This window comes from Streptomyces lunalinharesii (assembly GCF_039532155.1).
Lineage (GTDB): Bacteria > Actinomycetota > Actinomycetes > Streptomycetales > Streptomycetaceae > Streptomyces > Streptomyces lunalinharesii.
In genome coordinates this window covers 117,617-135,272 of the sequence record NZ_BAAARK010000011.1, presented here as the reverse complement: position 1 = coordinate 135,272, position 17,656 = coordinate 117,617, and the positions used below count along the sequence as shown (strand labels likewise).

General features: G+C 71.3%; 16 protein-coding genes. 14 read left to right on the top strand and 2 right to left on the bottom strand.

What is annotated here, in order from left to right:
* Positions 1–516 precede the first annotated feature (516 nt).
* The 12 genes from ABD385_RS19070 to ABD385_RS19015 all read left to right on the top strand — a co-directional run bounded on the left by ABD385_RS19070 (position 517) and on the right by ABD385_RS19015 (position 13,073).
* On the top strand, positions 517–1,062 hold the full coding sequence (locus ABD385_RS19070; RefSeq protein WP_344577385.1) for a LemA family protein: 546 nt from the start codon (positions 517–519) through the stop codon (positions 1,060–1,062).
* Positions 1,063–1,209: 147 nt separating this feature from the next.
* Entirely contained in the window at positions 1,210–2,121 is a 912-nt protein-coding gene (pdxS, locus tag ABD385_RS19065) for a pyridoxal 5'-phosphate synthase lyase subunit PdxS (protein ID WP_016574128.1), read from the top strand.
* A gap of 14 nt (positions 2,122–2,135) precedes the next feature.
* Positions 2,136–2,747 carry a pyridoxal 5'-phosphate synthase glutaminase subunit PdxT gene (pdxT, locus tag ABD385_RS19060; RefSeq protein WP_344577380.1) on the top strand — a complete coding sequence of 204 codons (612 nt, stop codon included), beginning with the start codon at positions 2,136–2,138 and terminating at the stop codon, positions 2,745–2,747.
* Positions 2,748–2,844: 97 nt separating this feature from the next.
* The gene (locus tag ABD385_RS19055; RefSeq protein WP_344577379.1) at positions 2,845–3,597 is read left to right on the top strand and encodes a YebC/PmpR family DNA-binding transcriptional regulator; all 753 of its coding nucleotides are present in this window, start codon (positions 2,845–2,847) and stop codon (positions 3,595–3,597) included.
* A gap of 136 nt (positions 3,598–3,733) precedes the next feature.
* A complete protein-coding gene (gene ruvC, locus ABD385_RS19050) occupies positions 3,734–4,285 on the top strand; it encodes a crossover junction endodeoxyribonuclease RuvC (RefSeq protein WP_016575943.1) in 552 nt (183 codons plus the stop codon).
* A complete protein-coding gene (ruvA, locus tag ABD385_RS19045) occupies positions 4,282–4,902 on the top strand; it encodes a Holliday junction branch migration protein RuvA (protein ID WP_344577375.1) in 621 nt (206 codons plus the stop codon). Before ruvC ends, ruvA begins: the two co-directional genes overlap by 4 nt.
* Before the next feature lie 79 nt (positions 4,903–4,981).
* Entirely contained in the window at positions 4,982–6,070 is a 1,089-nt protein-coding gene (gene ruvB, locus ABD385_RS19040) for a Holliday junction branch migration DNA helicase RuvB (protein ID WP_344577371.1), read from the top strand.
* 161 nt (positions 6,071–6,231) lie between these two features.
* Positions 6,232–6,786, top strand: coding sequence for a preprotein translocase subunit YajC (gene yajC / locus ABD385_RS19035; RefSeq protein ID WP_344577361.1), 555 nt, complete (start codon positions 6,232–6,234; stop codon positions 6,784–6,786).
* A gap of 154 nt (positions 6,787–6,940) precedes the next feature.
* Positions 6,941–8,677 (top strand): protein translocase subunit SecD, encoded by a 1,737-nt coding sequence (secD, locus tag ABD385_RS19030; RefSeq protein WP_344577355.1) that lies wholly within the window; start codon positions 6,941–6,943, stop codon positions 8,675–8,677.
* Between the two features lies 1 nt (position 8,678).
* Positions 8,679–9,803 (top strand): protein translocase subunit SecF, encoded by a 1,125-nt coding sequence (gene secF, locus ABD385_RS19025; protein ID WP_344577352.1) that lies wholly within the window; start codon positions 8,679–8,681, stop codon positions 9,801–9,803.
* The gene (locus ABD385_RS19020; RefSeq protein ID WP_344577350.1) at positions 9,800–10,348 is read left to right on the top strand and encodes an adenine phosphoribosyltransferase; all 549 of its coding nucleotides are present in this window, start codon (positions 9,800–9,802) and stop codon (positions 10,346–10,348) included. The genes secF and ABD385_RS19020 overlap by 4 nt, the downstream gene beginning before the upstream one ends.
* A gap of 184 nt (positions 10,349–10,532) precedes the next feature.
* On the top strand, positions 10,533–13,073 hold the full coding sequence (locus ABD385_RS19015) for a RelA/SpoT family protein (protein WP_344577347.1): 2,541 nt from the start codon (positions 10,533–10,535) through the stop codon (positions 13,071–13,073).
* Between the two features lie 103 nt (positions 13,074–13,176).
* Here ABD385_RS19015 and ABD385_RS19010 read toward each other — a convergent pair whose 3' ends face one another.
* Positions 13,177–14,406, bottom strand: coding sequence for a DUF349 domain-containing protein (locus tag ABD385_RS19010; protein WP_344577345.1), 1,230 nt, complete (start codon positions 14,404–14,406; stop codon positions 13,177–13,179).
* 242 nt (positions 14,407–14,648) lie between these two features.
* Positions 14,649–15,479 (bottom strand): peptidylprolyl isomerase, encoded by an 831-nt coding sequence (locus ABD385_RS19005; RefSeq protein ID WP_344577343.1) that lies wholly within the window; start codon positions 15,477–15,479, stop codon positions 14,649–14,651.
* A 169-nt stretch (positions 15,480–15,648) separates the two neighbouring features.
* Here ABD385_RS19005 and ABD385_RS19000 point away from each other — a divergent pair, with 169 nt between their 5' ends.
* Both ABD385_RS19000 and hisS read left to right on the top strand, forming a co-directional pair.
* A complete protein-coding gene (locus ABD385_RS19000; RefSeq protein ID WP_344577341.1) occupies positions 15,649–16,365 on the top strand; it encodes an MBL fold metallo-hydrolase in 717 nt (238 codons plus the stop codon).
* Between the two features lie 12 nt (positions 16,366–16,377).
* The gene (gene hisS / locus ABD385_RS18995) at positions 16,378–17,640 is read left to right on the top strand and encodes a histidine--tRNA ligase (protein ID WP_344577339.1); all 1,263 of its coding nucleotides are present in this window, start codon (positions 16,378–16,380) and stop codon (positions 17,638–17,640) included.
* Positions 17,641–17,656: the final 16 nt, after the last annotated feature.

Below are 17,656 nucleotides of genomic sequence, written 5' to 3'. Positions count from 1 at the left end.
GGCCCTTGGTGTGTGGGCTGGTGCCGGTTTGCATCAAGGAGAGGGGGCCCGTTCCCCATACCAAGGCACAAAGGGGCACCCGCGTCCCCCTGCACCACGGCACACACAACGCGCACCAACCCACCCACGCGTACCCCCAACCCCCTCCCTTCCACCCACAAACGGGAGGGGACGGGTGTGCGGGAGGTGGGGTGTCCGGACGTAAAGCGCAGCAGTCCGGACACCCCACCTCCCGCACACCCGGCACCGCCCCCGACCAGCCCCGCGCAGCGGCCCCGCGCCGCAGGCGCAAACAGCGAAAGCCCCACGGCGGGGAAGCCGGCAACGTACGAATGAGCCCCGCGCAGCGGCAACGCGCCGCAGGCGCAAACGGCAACCCCGACGGTGGGGAAGCCGGCAACGTACGAATGAGCCCCGCGCAGCGGCAACGCGCCGCCATGCGCAAGCACAAAGCCCCACCGCGGGAAAGCCGGCGACGTACGAACGAGCCCCGCGCAAGCGATAGCGTGACCCGGCGTGACAACGTTTATCTGGATCGCCGCCGCGATCGTCCTCATCGGCCTCTACTTGAGTTGGACGGCCGGCCGGCTCGACCGGCTGCACGCGCGGATCGACGCGGCGCGGGCGGCGCTGGACGCCCAGTTGTTGCGGCGGGCCTCGGTCGCGCAGGAGGTGGGGACGGCGGGGGTGCTGGATCCGGCCGCTTCGATCGTGCTCTACCAGGCCGCGCACGACGCCCGGCAGGCGACGGAGGAGCAGCGCGAGGTCGCGGAGAGCGAGTTGAGCCAGGCGTTGCGGGCGGTCTTCGAGGACGAGGCGCAGCTGGCGGCGGTGCGGGCGGCGCCGGGTGGCGAGCGGACGGTCGTGGAGTTGACCGCGGCGGTGCGCCGGGTCCCGATGGCGCGGCGGTTCCACAACGACGCGGTGCGGGCGGCGCGGGCGGTCCGTCGGCATCGGGTGGTGCGCTACCTGCGGTTGGCCGGGCACGCGCCGTTCCCGATGGCGTTCGAGATGGACGACGAGCCGCCGGCCGTCTTGGACGACCGCTCGGTCAGGAACTGACCGAGCACGAAGCGGAACCAAACCGTCCGGCTGCTGGGACGGTGGGGGTCGGCAAGCCACCGGCCTCTAATTGGCCCTTTTCCCAGGTCACTGACCCACGGTTGTGTAGGCGCCGAAGCGCAACCACCCGCACTGAGTGAGGTCAACGTGTCCAGCACGCCCACTACGCCCCAGACCCCCGAGACCGGAACCGCGCGCGTCAAGCGCGGCATGGCCGAGCAGCTCAAGGGCGGCGTGATCATGGACGTCGTCACGCCGGAAGAGGCGAAGATCGCCGAGGACGCCGGTGCCGTCGCCGTCATGGCCCTGGAGCGGGTCCCGGCCGACATCCGCAAGGACGGCGGCGTGGCCCGGATGTCCGACCCGGACATGATCGACGGCATCATCGACGCGGTCTCGATCCCGGTCATGGCCAAGTCCCGGATCGGCCACTTCGTCGAGGCCCAGGTCCTGCAGTCGCTCGGCGTCGACTACATCGACGAGTCCGAGGTCCTCACCCCGGCCGACGAGGTCAACCACTCCGACAAGTGGGCCTTCACCACCCCGTTCGTCTGCGGCGCCACCAACCTCGGTGAGGCGCTGCGCCGGATCGCCGAGGGCGCGGCCATGATCCGCTCCAAGGGCGAGGCCGGTACCGGCAACGTCGTCGAGGCGGTCCGCCACCTGCGTCAGATCAAGGGCGAGATCGCCAAGCTGCGCGGCTGCGACCACAACGAGCTGTTCGCCGCCGCCAAGGAGCTGCGCGCCCCCTACGAGCTGGTCAAGGAGGTCGCCGAGCTGGGCAAGCTCCCCGTCGTGCTGTTCTCCGCCGGCGGTGTGGCCACCCCGGCCGACGCCGCGCTGATGCGCCAGCTCGGCGCCGAGGGCGTCTTCGTCGGCTCCGGCATCTTCAAGTCCGGCGACCCGGCCAAGCGCGCCGCCGCGATCGTGAAGGCCACCACCTTCTACGACGACCCGAAGGTCATCGCGGACGTCTCCCGCAACCTGGGCGAGGCCATGGTCGGCATCAACTGCGACACCCTCCCCGAGGCCGAGCGCTACGCCAACCGCGGCTGGTAAGGACGCAGGAACTGATGAGCACCACTGTCACCATCGGCGTGCTGGCGCTCCAGGGCGACGTCCGCGAGCACCTCACCGCGCTCGCGGACGCCGGCGCCCGGGGGCTGCCGGTCCGTCGTCCCGAGGAGCTCGCCGAGATCGACGGCCTGGTCATACCGGGCGGCGAATCCACGACCATGTCCAAGCTGGCGGTCGTGTTCGGCATGTTGGAGCCGCTGCGTGCGTTCGTGCGGGCGGGGCGACCGGTCTACGGCACCTGCGCCGGCATGATCATGGTCGCCGACAAGCTGCTGGACGCCCGGGACGACCAGGAGACGCTGGGCGGCATCGACATGATCGTGCGCCGCAACGCCTTCGGGCGGCAGAACGAGTCGTTCGAGGCGGCCGTCGAGGTGGCCGGGATCGACGGCGGCCCGGTGGAGGGCGTCTTCATCCGGGCGCCCTGGGTCGAGTCGGTAGGTGCCTCCGTGGAGGTCCTCGCGACGTACGGTGGACACACCGTGGGAGTGCGGCAGGGTAACGTGCTCGCCACGTCGTTCCACCCGGAGCTGACCGGCGACCACCGGATCCACGGGTTCTTCGTGGACATGGTCCGTGCGGCGACCCCTCAGGAGGAGCGCGCGTAAGCGCTCTGTGAGGGGTGGAGTTCGGGGGACCGGCCGCCCTCCCGGTAGGATCTGGGGCGATCGTTTCTGAAATGGGTTACGCGAAGGAGACAGGCGGATGTCCGGCCACTCTAAATGGGCTACGACGAAGCACAAGAAGGCCGTGATCGACGCCAAGCGCGGCAAACTCTTCGCGAAGCTGATCAAGAACGTCGAGGTCGCGGCGCGCATGGGCGGCGTCGACCTGGAGGGCAACCCGACGCTGTACGACGCCGTGCAGAAGGCGAAGAAGCAGTCGGTCCCGAACAAGAACATCGACTCCGCGATCAAGCGCGGTGGCGGCCTTGAGGCCGGCGGCGCCGAGTACGAGACGATCATGTACGAGGGCTACGGTCCCAACGGCGTCGCGGTGCTCATCGAGTGCCTCACCGACAACCGCAACCGTGCCGCGTCCGACGTCCGCGTCGCGATGACCCGCAACGGCGGCTCGATGGCCGACCCGGGTTCGGTGTCGTACCTCTTCAACCGCAAGGGCGTGGTGATCGTCCCCAAGGGCGAGCTGGCCGAGGACGACGTCCTGGGCGCGGTCCTGGACGCCGGCGCCGAGGAGGTCAACGACCTCGGTGAGTCCTTCGAGGTGCTCAGCGAGGCCACCGACCTGGTCGCGGTGCGCACCGCGCTCCAGGCGGCCGGCATCGACTACGACTCGGCCGAGGCCAACTTCGTCCCGACCATGCAGGTCGAGCTGGAGGAAGAGGGCGCGCGCAAGATCTTCAAGCTGATCGACGCCCTGGAGGACAGCGACGACGTGCAGAACGTCTTCGCCAACTTCGACGTGTCCGACGACGTCATGGCCAAGGTCGACGCCTGACGTTCGCGGGTTGACCGTTCGTACGACGGGCCGGCGGGGAACACACCCCGCCGGCCCGTCGGTTTGTCAGTGGCAGCCACTAACCTGCAGGAACGCAAGGAACAGACGACCGAACGACGGCGAGGGGCGGGGCCCGATGAAGGTGCTGGGGGTGGACCCGGGGCTGACGCGCTGCGGGGTCGGCGTGGTGGACGGGGTGGCCGGGCGGCCGCTGACCATGGTCGGCGTCGGCGTCGTGCGGACCCCGGCGGACGCCGACGTCGCCCACCGCCTGGTGCTCATCGAGCGCGGCCTGGAGGAGTGGCTCGACACCCACCGCCCCGAGTACGTCGCCGTGGAACGGGTCTTCAGCCAGCACAACGTCCGCACGGTCATGGGCACCGCCCAGGCCAGCGCGGTCGCCATGCTGTGCGCCGCCCGCCGTGGGCTGCCGGTCGCACTGCACACCCCCAGCGAGGTCAAGGCCGCGGTCACCGGCTCGGGGCGGGCCGACAAGGCGCAGGTCGGAGCGATGGTCACCCGTCTGCTGCGACTCTCCGCACCGCCCAAGCCGGCCGACGCCGCCGACGCCCTCGCCCTGGCCATCTGCCACATCTGGCGCGCGCCCGCGGTCAACCGCCTCCAGCAGGCCCAGGCCGCGGCCCGCCGCACCCCCGCTCCCGCACGCACCCTGAAGGGCACTCGATGATCGCCTTCGTCTCCGGCCCGGTCGCGGCCCTGGCACCGGACACCGCCGTCGTCGAGGTCGGCGGCGTCGGCATGGCCGTCCAGTGCACGCCGAACACCCTGTCCGGCCTCCGGCTCGGCGAGCACGCCAAGCTCGCCACCTCCCTCGTCGTGCGGGAGGACTCGCTGACCCTCTACGGCTTCGCCGACGACGACGAGCGCCAGACCTTCGAACTGCTGCAGACCGCCAGCGGGGTCGGCCCGCGACTGGCCCAGGCGATGCTCGCGGTGCATTCCCCGGACGCCCTGCGCCTGGCGGTCTCCACGGGCGACGAGAAGGCGCTGACGGCCGTGCCGGGCATCGGCAAGAAGGGCGCGCAGAAGCTGCTGCTGGAGTTCAAGGACCGGCTCGGCGCACCGATCGGCACGGCCCGTCCGGTGGCCGGGGCGACGGCACCGGCCGGTTGGCGCGATCAACTCCAGGCCGCGCTGGTCGGTCTGGGCTACGCCGCCCGGGAAGCCGACGAGGCGGTCGCCGCGGTGGCCCCGCAGGCCGAGGCGGCCGCCGCCGCGGGCGGCACTCCGCAGGTGCCGCAGTTGCTGAAGGCGGCGCTGCAGACCCTCAACCGCGCCCGATGACCGGCACCGCGCCCGCGCGCCCCCGACCGCACCACCACGCAGGCGGCCCGACCGCCCCGACCCCGCGAGGCAATCCGCAGTGAACTGGGACGACACCGCACCGTCCACCGCCGAGGAGACCGCCGGCGTCCCGGCCGACCGGCTGGTGGCGGCCGACGCGGACGGCGAGGAGAACGCCGTCGAGGCCGCGCTGCGGCCCAAGGACCTCGACGAGTTCGTGGGCCAGGAGCGGGTCCGCGAACAGCTCGACCTGGTGCTGAAGGCGGCCCGCGCCCGTGGCGCCACCGCCGACCACGTGCTGCTCTCCGGTGCACCCGGGTTGGGCAAGACCACCCTCTCCATGATCATCGCGGCCGAGATGGGCGCCCCGATCCGGATCACCTCCGGCCCCGCCATCCAGCACGCCGGCGACCTGGCGGCGATCCTCTCCTCCCTCCAGGAGGGCGAGGTCCTCTTCCTCGACGAGATCCACCGCATGTCCCGGCCCGCCGAGGAGATGCTCTACATGGCGATGGAGGACTTCCGGGTCGACGTGATCGTCGGCAAGGGGCCGGGCGCGACCGCCATCCCCCTGGAGCTCCCGCCGTTCACCCTGGTCGGCGCGACCACCCGGGCCGGTCTGCTGCCGCCGCCGCTGCGCGACCGGTTCGGCTTCACCGGCCACATGGAGTTCTACGCCCCGGTCGAGCTGGAGCGCGTCATCCACCGCTCGGCCGGCCTGCTCGACGTCGAGATAGAGCCGGAGGGCGCCGCCGAGATCGCCGGCCGCTCCCGGGGCACGCCCCGGATCGCCAACCGCCTGCTGCGCCGGGTCCGCGACTACGCCCAGGTCAAGGCCGACGGCGTGATCACCCGCGAGGTCGCCGCACAGGCCCTGGGGGTCTACGAGGTCGACGGTCGCGGGCTGGACCGGCTCGACCGCGCGGTGCTCACCGCCCTGCTCAAGCTGTTCGGCGGCGGCCCGGTGGGGCTGTCCACCCTGGCCGTCGCGGTGGGGGAGGAGCGTGAGACCGTGGAGGAGGTCGCCGAGCCCTTCCTGGTGCGGGAGGGACTGCTGGCCCGTACACCGCGCGGCCGGGTCGCGACCCCCGCGGCCTGGGCGCACCTCGGACTGGTGCCCCCGCAGCAAGCGGGCGGAAGCGGACAGCGTGGACTGTTCGAGGCATGACGGCGCGGAGACTCGCCCGGTCAGGAACTGCGGTGCGATGCTGGGCGTTGTTCCACTGGTGCGGACTCGCTTAGACTCCGCCGATGCCGCCCGTATGGACGGTATATCCACCTCTGTATATGAGACCGCGGAGAAGCGGTCGTGCGAAGGATTTCCGTCCCGTGAGTATCATGACTCTCCTTCCGTTCATCGTCCTCATCGGGGCCATGTTCCTGATGACGCGGTCCGCCAAGAAGAAGCAGGCGGCGGCCCAGCAGATGCGCGAAGAAATGCAGCCCGGCACCGGCGTCCGGACGATCGGCGGCATGTTCGCCACCGTCAAGGAGGTCCACGAGGAGACCGTCCTCCTGGAGGTCGCCCCCGGCGTGCACGCCCTCTACGCGAAGAACGCCATCGGCGCGGTACTCGCGGATGAGGAGTACAACCGCATCCTCGACGGTGCCGACCCGGTCGCCGGCGAGGAGGGCCCGGTCGTTCCGGACGACGTCTCGTCGCTGACCGGCGCCGAGGCCACCGAAAAGGGTGACGAGGCCGGCAAGATCGACCTGGGCAAGGCCGAGGCCGGCGACGCCGCCGAGCCCGCCGCCGACAAGGCCAAGGACGCCGAGGCTGACAAGGCGGAGAAAGCCGACAAGGCCGCCGAAGGTGACGCGGCGACCGCCGAGGGTGACGACGCCAAGGACGGCAAGAAGGCCGGCGGCGCCGACGCGAAGTAGTCCGTTGCGCAGCGGGGAGCCGCGGCACGTCCCCGATCGGACGCACCGCGGTTCCCGGACGGTCTAGGCTCCGGCGGGGGCACGTCCCCACAAGACTTCGTGGCCGCTCGGCAGACACCCCAGGCCGAGGGGTTGGACAGGGAGAAACGACAAGGTGGCAGCACCGAAGAAGGGCCGCAGGGCGCCCACGAGCCAGGGGCATCCAGGTCGCACCCTGATCCTGGTCCTCATCGCGATGGCGGCGCTGGTCGGAGGCATGTTCTACTCCGGCACGATGACGCCCCGACTGGGCATCGACCTGGCGGGTGGCACCAGCTTCACGTTGGCGGCGCAGAACCAGCCGGGCAAGCCCAACGCGATCAACGAGACCAACATGAACACCGCCGCCGGCATCATGGAGCGGCGGGTCAACGGTCTGGGTGTATCCGAGTCCGAGGTCCAGACGCAGGGCAGCAACCACATCATCGTGAACATCCCCAAGGGGACGGACGCGAAGCAGGCCCGCCAGCAGGTCGGCACCACCGCCCAGCTCGCGTTCCGACCGGTGCTGACCACCGCCGCGGGTGCCAAGACCCCCGAGCCCAAGCCCAGCCCCTCCGCGAGCGGCAAGGGCGGCGAGAAGGCCACCGGCGGCAAGGGCTCCTCGCCGACCCCGAGCGCCAGCGCCTCCACCCAGGGCCGTGCGGTCACGGACGCGCTGAAGAAGCCGGCCGCCTCGCCGTCGGCCTCCGCGTCGGACAAGCCCTCGGTGCCGCCGACGCCGCCCGCCCCCGGTGGCGCGGACGTCCCGCCGGCCGTGCAGAAGCAGTTCGCGGCACTGGACTGCTCCACCAAGGCGGGCCGCGCCCAGGCCGGTGAGCAGGCGGCCGGCACCAAGCCCACCGACCCGGTCGTGGCCTGCAAGGACGACGGTTCCCAGAAGTACGTGCTCGGCCCGGTCGGCGTCGAGGGCACGGACGTCAAGGACGCCAAGGCGGTCTTCGACAGCCAGCAGGGCCAGGGCTGGATCGTCCAGATGGACTTCACCTCGGACGGCGGCAAGAAGTTCGCGGACGTCACCGGCAAGCTCGCCGCCAAGGCGCAGCCGCAGAACCAGTTCGCGATCGTGCTGGACGGCGCGGTGGTCTCCGACCCGCGCGTCAGCGAGCGGCTCAACGGCGGCAACGCCACCATCTCCGGCGGTTTCACCCAGCAGTCCGCCGAGGACCTCGGCAACATGCTGTCCTACGGTGCCCTGCCGCTCTCCTTCAAGATCGACGACGAGACCACGGTCACCGCGGCGCTCGGCGGCGAGCAGCTGCACGCCGGCCTGATCGCCGGCGCCATCGGCCTCGCACTGGTCATCATCTACCTGGTCGCCTACTACCGCGGGCTGGCGCTGGTCGCGCTGGCGAGCCTCGGGGTCTCCGCGGTCCTGACCTACACGATCATGACGTTGCTCGGCCCGGGCATCGGGTTCGCGCTGAACCTCCCGGCGGTCTGCGGCGCCATCGTCGCCATCGGCATCACCGCCGACTCGTTCATCGTCTACTTCGAGCGGATCCGGGACGAGATCCGCGAGGGCCGCACGCTGCGGCCGGCCGTCGAGCGCGGTTGGCCGCGGGCCCGCCGCACCATCCTGGTCTCCGACTTCGTGTCGTTCCTGGCGGCCGCGGTGCTGTTCATCGTCACCGTCGGCAAGGTGCAGGGCTTCGCGTTCACCCTCGGCCTGACCACCCTCCTCGACGTGGTCGTGGTCTTCCTCTTCACCAAGCCGCTGATGACGCTGCTGGCCCGCCGGAAGTTCTTCTCCGAGGGGCACCCCTGGTCCGGCCTCGACCCCAAGCGCCTGGGCGCCAAGCCGCCGCTGCGCCGTCGTCGCACCGCCCCCAACCAGACGAAGGAGGCGTGAGATGTCGAAGCTCGGCAACCTCGGCGCCCGGCTCTACCGCGGTGAGGTCGGCTACGACTTCATCGGCAAGCGGAAGATCTGGTACGGGGTCTCGATCCTGATCACCATCACGGCCATCGTCGGCCTGGCGGTGCGCGGTCTGAACATGGGCATCGAATTCTCCGGCGGTGCGGTCTTCACCACCCCGAAGACCTCGGTCTCCACCGAGGAGGCCCAGCACCACGCCGAGTCGGCCGCCCCCGGCCACCAGGCGATGGTGCAGAAGCTGGGCGGCGGCGCGCTGCGCATCCAGATCAGCGGTCTGGACACCAAGCAGTCGCTGCCCGTCCAGGAGGAGATCGCCAAGGACCTCAAGGTCCCGGTCAAGGACGTCAACACCCAGCTGGTCGGCCCGAGTTGGGGCGAGCAGATCGCCAACAAGGCGTGGCTGGGCCTGGGGATCTTCATGGTCCTGGTGGTGCTCTACCTCGCCGTCGCCTTCGAGTGGCGGATGGCGGTGGCCGCACTGGTCGCCCTGATCCACGACCTGACGATCACCGTCGGCGTCTACGCGCTGGTCGGCTTCGAGGTCACCCCGGGCACGGTCATCGGTCTGCTCACCATCCTCGGTTACTCGCTGTACGACACCGTCGTCGTCTTCGACAGCCTCAAGGAAGCCTCCAAGGACATCACCAAGCAGACCCGCTTCACCTACAGCGAGATCGCCAACCGCAGCATCAACGGCACCCTGGTGCGGTCGATCAACACCACCGTCGTGGCGCTGCTCCCGGTCGCCGGTCTGCTGTTCGTCGGCGGTGGCGTGCTGGGCGCGGGCATGCTGAACGACATCTCGCTGGCGCTGTTCGTGGGTCTGGCCGCCGGCGCCTACTCGTCGATCTTCATCGCGACGCCGCTGGTCGCCGACCTGAAGAACCGCGAGCCGCAGATGAAGGCGCTGGCCAAGCGGGTCGCCGCCAAGCGTGCCTCGGCCGCGGCCAAGGAGGCGGCCCGCCAGGAGGGCGGCGACGCCGAGGTGGACGGGGGAGCCGAGGAGGACGCCGAGGGCGCCGCCGTCGTCGGCCCGCGCACCCAGCCCGAGCCCCGCAACCGCGGCGGCCGCGGGCGCCCGTCGGGGAGGCGTCGATGAGCGTCCCCGCCGAGCTGCGCGAGCTGCTGCTGAGCCGGATCTCGGACGTCCCGGACTACCCGCAGCCGGGGGTGGTCTTCAAGGACATCACCCCGCTGCTCGCCGACCCGACCGCGTTCCGCGCCCTGACCGACGCCTTCGTCGACCTGTGCGAGCGCTTCCGGGTGGACAAGGTGGTGGGCCTGGAGGCCCGCGGCTTCATCCTCGCGGCACCGGTCGCGGTGGCCGCCGGCGTCGGCTTCGTCCCGGTCCGCAAGGCCGGCAAGCTGCCCGGCGCGACGCTGGGCCAGGCGTACGAGCTGGAGTACGGCACCGCCGAGATCGAGATCCACGCCGGTGCGCTGGCGCCCGGCGACCGCGTCCTGGTGATCGACGACGTGCTCGCCACCGGCGGCACAGCGGACGCGTCGCTGCAGCTCATCCGCCGGGCCGGCGCCGAGGTGGCGGGCCTGGCGGTGCTGCTGGAGCTGGGCTTCCTGGACGGCCGGCAGCGGCTGGAGCCGGGGCTGAAGGGCGCTCCGCTGGAGGCCCTGATCACGGTCTGAGCCGCCGCCGGCACGGTCCGGCGCCCGTACGGGAGCAGCGGGGGCATCCGGAACATTCCGGGTGCCCCCGCTGCTGTGTCATGTACGGACCCATGGCCGCGCGGCAGCCATGGCCATGGGCTCGATACCATGGCACCCCGGCCGCTTCGAGGTCCTGGGGTCCGTACCCGCATGAGGAGTGCCCTTGCCAGACGAGGCTCAGCCGCTCTCCCCCGGACCGCGTCCGGCGGAAACCCCCGCCGAACGCCCGGACGAGCCGAAGCCGCAGCCCGCGGTTTCCTCCGACGCGCCGCAGCCCGAACGACCGGACGCGGCCGACGGCACCGCCGCGCCCGCCGCGCCCCAGGGCCCCACCGGCCGGTCCCGTCCGGCTCCCGCGCCGCAGCCGCCGGGCAGATCGCTGTCGACCACCTCGGCCGGCCGCTCCGGCTCGCCCAACCGCGTCCGGGCCCGCCTCGCCCGGCTGGGAGTGCAGCGCTCCAGCCCGTACAACCCGGTCCTCGAACCGTTGTTGCGGGCCGTCCGCAGCAACGACCCCAAGATCGAGACCGCCACACTGCGCCAGGTCGAGCGGGCCTACCAGGTCGCCGAGCGCTGGCACCGCGGCCAGAAGCGCAAGAGCGGTGACCCGTACATCACCCACCCGCTCGCGGTCACCACCATCCTCGCCGAGCTGGGCATGGACCCGGCGACGCTGATGGCGGGGCTGCTGCACGACACGGTCGAGGACACCGAGTACGGGCTCGACACCCTGCGCAGGGACTTCGGTGACCAGGTCGCGCTGCTCGTCGACGGCGTCACCAAGCTGGACCGGGTCAAGTTCGGCGAGGCCGCGCAGGCCGAGACGGTCCGCAAGATGGTCGTGGCGATGGCCAAGGACCCGCGGGTGCTCGTCATCAAGCTCGCGGACCGGCTCCACAACATGCGCACCATGCGCTACCTCAAGCGGGAGAAGCAGGAGAAGAAGGCCCGCGAGACGCTGGAGATCTACGCCCCGCTGGCGCACCGGCTGGGCATGAACACCATCAAGTGGGAGCTGGAGGACCTCGCGTTCGCGATCCTCTACCCCAAGATGTACGACGAGATCGTCCGGCTGGTCGCCGAGCGCGCACCCAAGCGCGACGAGTACCTGGCGGTCGTCACCGACGAGGTGCAGGCCGACCTGCGCTCCGCGCGCATCAAGGCCACCGTCACCGGCCGGCCGAAGCACTACTACAGCGTCTACCAGAAGATGATCGTGCGCGGCCGCGACTTCGCCGAGATCTACGACCTGGTGGGCATCCGCGTCCTCGTCGACACGGTCCGGGACTGCTACGCGGCCCTGGGCACCATCCACGCGCGGTGGAACCCGGTCCCCGGCCGGTTCAAGGACTACATCGCGATGCCCAAGTTCAACATGTACCAGTCGCTGCACACGACGGTGATCGGTCCCAGCGGCAAGCCCGTCGAACTCCAGATCCGCACCTTCGACATGCACCGGCGCGCCGAGTACGGCATCGCCGCGCACTGGAAGTACAAGCAGGAGGCGGTCGCCGGTGCCTCCAAGGTGCGCACCGACGCGCCCAAGAGCAGCGGCAAGGGCGTCGGCCAGGACACCGTCAACGACATGGCCTGGCTGCGGCAGTTGCTGGACTGGCAGAAGGAGACCGAGGACCCGGGCGAGTTCCTGGAGTCGTTGCGCTTCGACCTGTCCCGCAACGAGGTCTTCGTCTTCACGCCCAAGGGCGACGTGATAGCGCTGCCGGCCGGCGCCACCCCGGTCGACTTCGCCTACGCGGTGCACACCGAGGTCGGCCACCGCACCATAGGCGCGCGGGTCAATGGCCGCCTGGTGCCGCTCGAATCGACGCTGGACAACGGCGACTTGGTGGAGGTCTTCACCTCCAAGGCGCCCGGCGCGGGGCCGTCCCGCGACTGGCTCAGCTTCGTGAAGTCCCCGCGCGCCCGCAACAAGATCCGCGCGTGGTTCTCCAAGGAGCGCCGCGATGAGGCCATCGAGCAGGGCAAGGACGCCATCGCGCGGGCCATGCGCAAGCAGAACCTGCCGATCCAGCGGATCCTGACCGGCGACTCCCTGGTGACCCTGGCGCACGAGATGCGCTACCCGGACATCTCCTCGCTCTACGCCGCCATCGGCGAGGGCCACGTCGCCGCGCAGGGCGTCGTCCAGAAGCTGGTGCAGGCGCTCGGCGGACAGGACGAGGCCACCGAGGACATCGCCGAGTCGACGCCGATCCGGCCGCGCTCCAAGCGCCGGTCCAGCGCGGACCCGGGCGTGGTCGTCAAGGGCGTGGACGACGTGTGGGTCAAGCTGGCCCGCTGTTGCACGCCGGTGCCCGGCGACCCCATCATCGGGTTCGTCACCCGCGGCAGCGGCGTCTCGGTGCACCGCGCCGACTGCGTGAACGTGGACTCGCTGTCCCGCCAGCCCGAGCGGATCCTGGAAGTCGAGTGGGCGCCCACCCAGTCGTCGGTCTTCCTCGTCGCCATCCAGGTGGAGGCGCTGGACCGCTCCCGGCTGCTGTCGGACGTCACCCGGGTGCTGTCCGACCAGCACGTCAACATCCTCTCGGCGGCGGTGCAGACCTCCCGCGACCGGGTCGCCACCTCCCGCTTCACCTTCGAGATGGGCGACCCCAAGCACCTGGGGCACGTCCTGAAGGCGGTGCGGGGCGTGGAGGGGGTCTACGACGTCTACCGCGTGACCTCGGCCCGCCGGCCCTGACCGGGGCGCGGGGGCGGCCGTCGGGCGGCTCCCGCCCCCGCCCGCAACGCGAAACGGCCCGCCGGGAATCCCCGGCGGGCCGCTTCGCTGTCGTGCGGCCGGATCAGCCGCCGAACTCCTCCAGGCCCTTGAGCGCCTGGTCCAGCAGCGCCTTGCGGCCCTCCAGCTCCCGGCCGAGCTTGTCGGCCTTGGCGGTGTTGCCGGCCGTCCGCGCCGCGTCGATCTGCTTCTGGAGCTTGTCGACGGCGTCCTGGAGCTGGCCGGTCAGCCCCGCGGCGCGCGCCCGCGCCTCAGGGTTGGTCCGCCGCCACTCGGTCTCCTCGGCGTCCTGGATGGCCCGCTCGACGGCGTGCATCCGGCCCTCGATCTTGGGACGGGCGTCCCGCGGCACGTGGCCGATGGCCTCCCACCGCTCGTTGATGCCCCGGAACGCGGCCCGGGCCGCCTTCAGGTCGGTGACCGGGAGCAGCTTCTCCGCCTCGGCGGCCAGCTCCTCCTTGCGGGTCAGGTTCTCCTGCTGCTCGGCGTCGCGCTCCGCGAAGACCTCGGTGCGCGCCTGGAAGAAGACGTCCTGCGCGCCGCGGAAGCGGTTCCACAGGTCGTCCTCGTGCTCGCGCTGGGCGCGGCCGGCGGCCTTCCAGTCCTGCATCAGCTCGCGGTAGCGGGCGGCGGTGGTCCCCCAGTCCGTGGAGCCGGACAGCGACTCGGCCTCGGCGACCAGCTTCTCCTTGGCCTTACGGGCCTCCTCGCGCTGCGCGTCCAACGTGGCGAAGTGCGCCTTGCGCCGCTTGGAGAACGCCGACCGGGCGTGCGAGAAGCGGTGCCACAGCTCGTCGTCGGTCTTGCGGTCCAGGCGCGGCAGGCCCTTCCAGGTGTCCACCAGTGCCCGCAGCCGTTCGCCGGCCGCCCGCCACTGCTCGCTGGCGGCCAGCTCCTCGGCCTCGACGACCAGCTTCTCCTTGGCCTCGCGGGCCTCGTCGGACTGCCGGGCCTTCGCCGCCCGGCGCTCCTCGCGCCGCGACTCGACCGCACTGACGAGGGCGTCCAGTCGCTTCTTCAGCGCCTCGAGGTCACCCACCGCGTGGTGCTCGTCGACCTGCTGGCGCAGGTGGTCGATCGCGATCTGGGCGTCCTTCGCCGAGAGGTCGGTGGTCCTGACCCGTCGCTCCAGGAGGCCGATCTCCACGACCAGGCCCTCATACTTGCGCTCGAAGTAGGCGAGGGCCTCTTCGGGAGTGCCCGCCTGCCACGATCCGACGACCTGCTCTCCGTCGGCGGTACGCACGTACACGGTCCCCGTCTCATCGACGCGGCCCCACGGGTCGCTGCTCACAGCGCCTCCTCAACATGATGCCGACGCGGGCCCGTGGCCCCCCGGCATCGTCCACAGTTTCTGTCCGTCGGGGCAGCGCCCCGACCGGTCCGACGGGCTGCATTGCGGTGAGGGTGGCAGGCCGTCGGATCAGGCACCCTACACAACGCCAATCTAGGCGACCGGCGGTCGGCTGTCCGCATCCAGCACGACCGAAATTCGGCGGGGGCGACCGAGCGTTCCCCCGTACCGGCCACCACGAATCAGGATTTCCGAACCACCGCCCCGTTGAGGACGACGGTGGCGTTGGGCGCGGTGTTGCCGGTCGCCGGATCGGGACGCGAACCGGCGGCGGCGATCTTCTTCAGGACGTCCATCCCCCCGGTGATCCGCCCGAACGGCGTGTAGTTCGGGGGCAGCGGGCTGTCCTGGTAGACGAGGAAGAACTGACTGCCGCCGGAATTGCGGGTCTTGGGGTCGGTGCCGTCGTAGCGGTTGGCCATGGCGACCGTGCCCGCCGGGTAGACGTCGCCCTTCAGACGCGGGTCCTTGAGGTTCTCGTCCGGGATCGTGTAGCCGGGCGTGCCCTCGCCGGTGCCCTTGGGGTCGCCGCACTGCAGCACGTAGATCCGCTGGTCGACCAGGCGGTGGCAGCGGCTGTGGTCGAAGTACCCCTGCCCGGCCAGGAACGCGAACGAGTTGACGGTGTGCGGCGCCTTGGCCGCGTCCATGGTGAAGGTGATCCGCCCGCAGGTGGTGGCCAGCTCGGCGGTGTACGACGCCGAGGCGTCGACGGTCATCGCCGGCTCCTTCGGCCAGGTCTTCTTCGACGGCGTGCCCGGGGCGGGCCGGCCGCACGGGTCGGCGGTCGCGGACGGAGCCGGGGCGGCGTCGTCGGTGGTGCCCTTCCGGTCGCCGCCGATCAGCGTGACGGAGGCGTACGCGGTGGCGCCCGCGGCCAGCGCGACCGCCACGACGCCGGCGACGATCAGGTTGCGGCGCTTGGTGCGCCGCACGGACGCGTTGCGCCGCTGCTGCTGGCGCGCGAACTTCTGCCGGGCGAGCTCGCGCCGCCGCCGGTCCTTGCTGACCACCGGTCGTCTCCTTGTCCTCAGCGTCCTCAGCCTCGATCGCGGCCGTCTGCCGTGGCCGTACCGTATACGGGTTCGCCCTGCCGGGAGTCCCGCCGGTAGGCTCTGGAGCTGCCGAGATGTTCCGGGCGCGGTCCCGCAGACCCGCCCCCGCCGATCCTTAAGGACGAACGTGCTGATTGCCGGGTTCCCCGCCGGGGCCTGGGGGACCAACTGCTACTTGGTCGCCCCCGCCGCCGGCGAGGAGTGCGTGATCATCGACCCGGGCCACCAGGCCGCCCAAGGCGTCGAGGAAGCGCTCGCGAAGCATCGGCTCAAGCCCGTCGCGGTGATCCTCACCCACGGCCACCTCGACCACGTCGCGTCGGTCGTCCCGGTGTGCGGTGCGCACGACGTCCCCGCCTGGATCCACCCCGAGGACCGCTTCATGATGAGCGATCCGGAGAAGGCGCTTGGCCGGTCCGTCGGTCGGCAGCTGATGGGCGAGCTGACCGTGGGCGAGCCGGACGACGTCAAGGAGTTGACCGACGGCGGCGTCCTGGAGCTGGCCGGGATGGAGTTCTCGGTCGCGCACGCCCCGGGCCATACCAAGGGGTCGGTGACCTTCCGGATGCCCGAGCAGGCGGACGTTCCGCCGGTCTTCTTCTCGGGCGACCTGCTGTTCGCCGGCTCCATCGGACGCACCGACCTGCCCGGCGGCGACTCCGCCGAGATCCTCCGGTCGCTGGCACGCGTGTGCCTGCCCCTGGAGGACTCCACCGTCGTCCTGTCCGGCCACGGCCCCCAGACCACCATCGGCCACGAGCGCGCCACCAACCCCTTCCTCAGGCAGGTGGCCGCCGGCCTCGGAGACGGCACCCCGACCGCCGCTCCGCGACGAGGAATGTGACGAGAACCTTCCGTGAGCACCTTTCAGGCACCCAAGGGCACCTACGACCTGATCCCGCCGTCGTCCGCGACGTTCCTCGCGGTGCGCGAGGCGATCGCCGCACCCCTGCGGAACTCCGGGTACGGCTACATCGAGACGCCCGGCTTCGAGAACGTCGAGCTGTTCGCGCGCGGTGTCGGTGAGTCCACCGACATCGTCACCAAGGAGATGTACGCCTTCGAGACCAAGGGCGGCGACAAGCTCGCGCTCCGTCCCGAGGGCACCGCCTCCACGCTGCGCGCCGCGCTGGAGGCCAACCTCCACAAGGGCGGCAACCTCCCCGTCAAGCTCTGGTACTCCGGCTCGTACTACCGCTACGAGCGCCCGCAGAAGGGCCGCTACCGGCACTTCTCGCAGGTCGGTGCCGAGGCGATCGGCGTCGAGGACCCGGCGCTGGACGCCGAGCTGATCATCCTGGCCCACCAGTCGTACCGCTCGCTGGGGCTCAGAGACTTCCGGATCCTGCTCAACTCGCTGGGCGACAAGGAGTGCCGTCCCGTCTACCGCGCCGCGCTCCAGGACTTCCTGCGCGGGCTGGAGCTGGACGAGGAGACCCGCCGCAGGATCGAGATCAACCCGCTGCGCGTCCTGGACGACAAGCGGGAGTCGGTCCAGGAGCAGCTGATCGGCGCGCCGATGCTGCGCGACTACCTCTGCGAGGCGTGCAAGGCGTACCACGAGCAGGTGCGCGAGCTGCTGACCGCGGCGGGCGTGGCCTTCGAGGACGACCCGAAGCTGGTCCGCGGCCTGGACTACTACACCCGCACCACCTTCGAGTTCGTCCACGACGGCCTGGGTTCGCAGTCCGCGGTGGGCGGCGGCGGGCGCTACGACGGCCTCTCGGAGATGATCGGCGGGCCCGCGCTGCCGTCCGTCGGATGGGCGCTGGGCGTCGACCGCACGGTGCTGGCCCTGGAGGCCGAGGGCATCACCCTCGACCTGCCGCCGGCCACGGCCGTCTACGCGGTCCCGCTCGGCGAGGAGGCCCGTCGGGTGCTGTTCGGCAAGGTCACCGAGTTGCGGCTGGCCGGGGTCGCCACCGACTTCGCCTACGGCGGCAAGGGCCTGAAGAACGCCATGAAGTCCGCCAACCGCTCCGGCGCGCGGCTGGCCCTGGTCGCCGGCGAGCGGGACCTGGCCGAGGGCCTGGTGCAGCTCAAGGACCTGCAGAGCGGCGAGCAGAGTGCGGTCGCGCTCGACGCGGTGGTCGACGAGGTCCGGCGGGCGCTGGCCTGAGCCGGCGGACACCGAC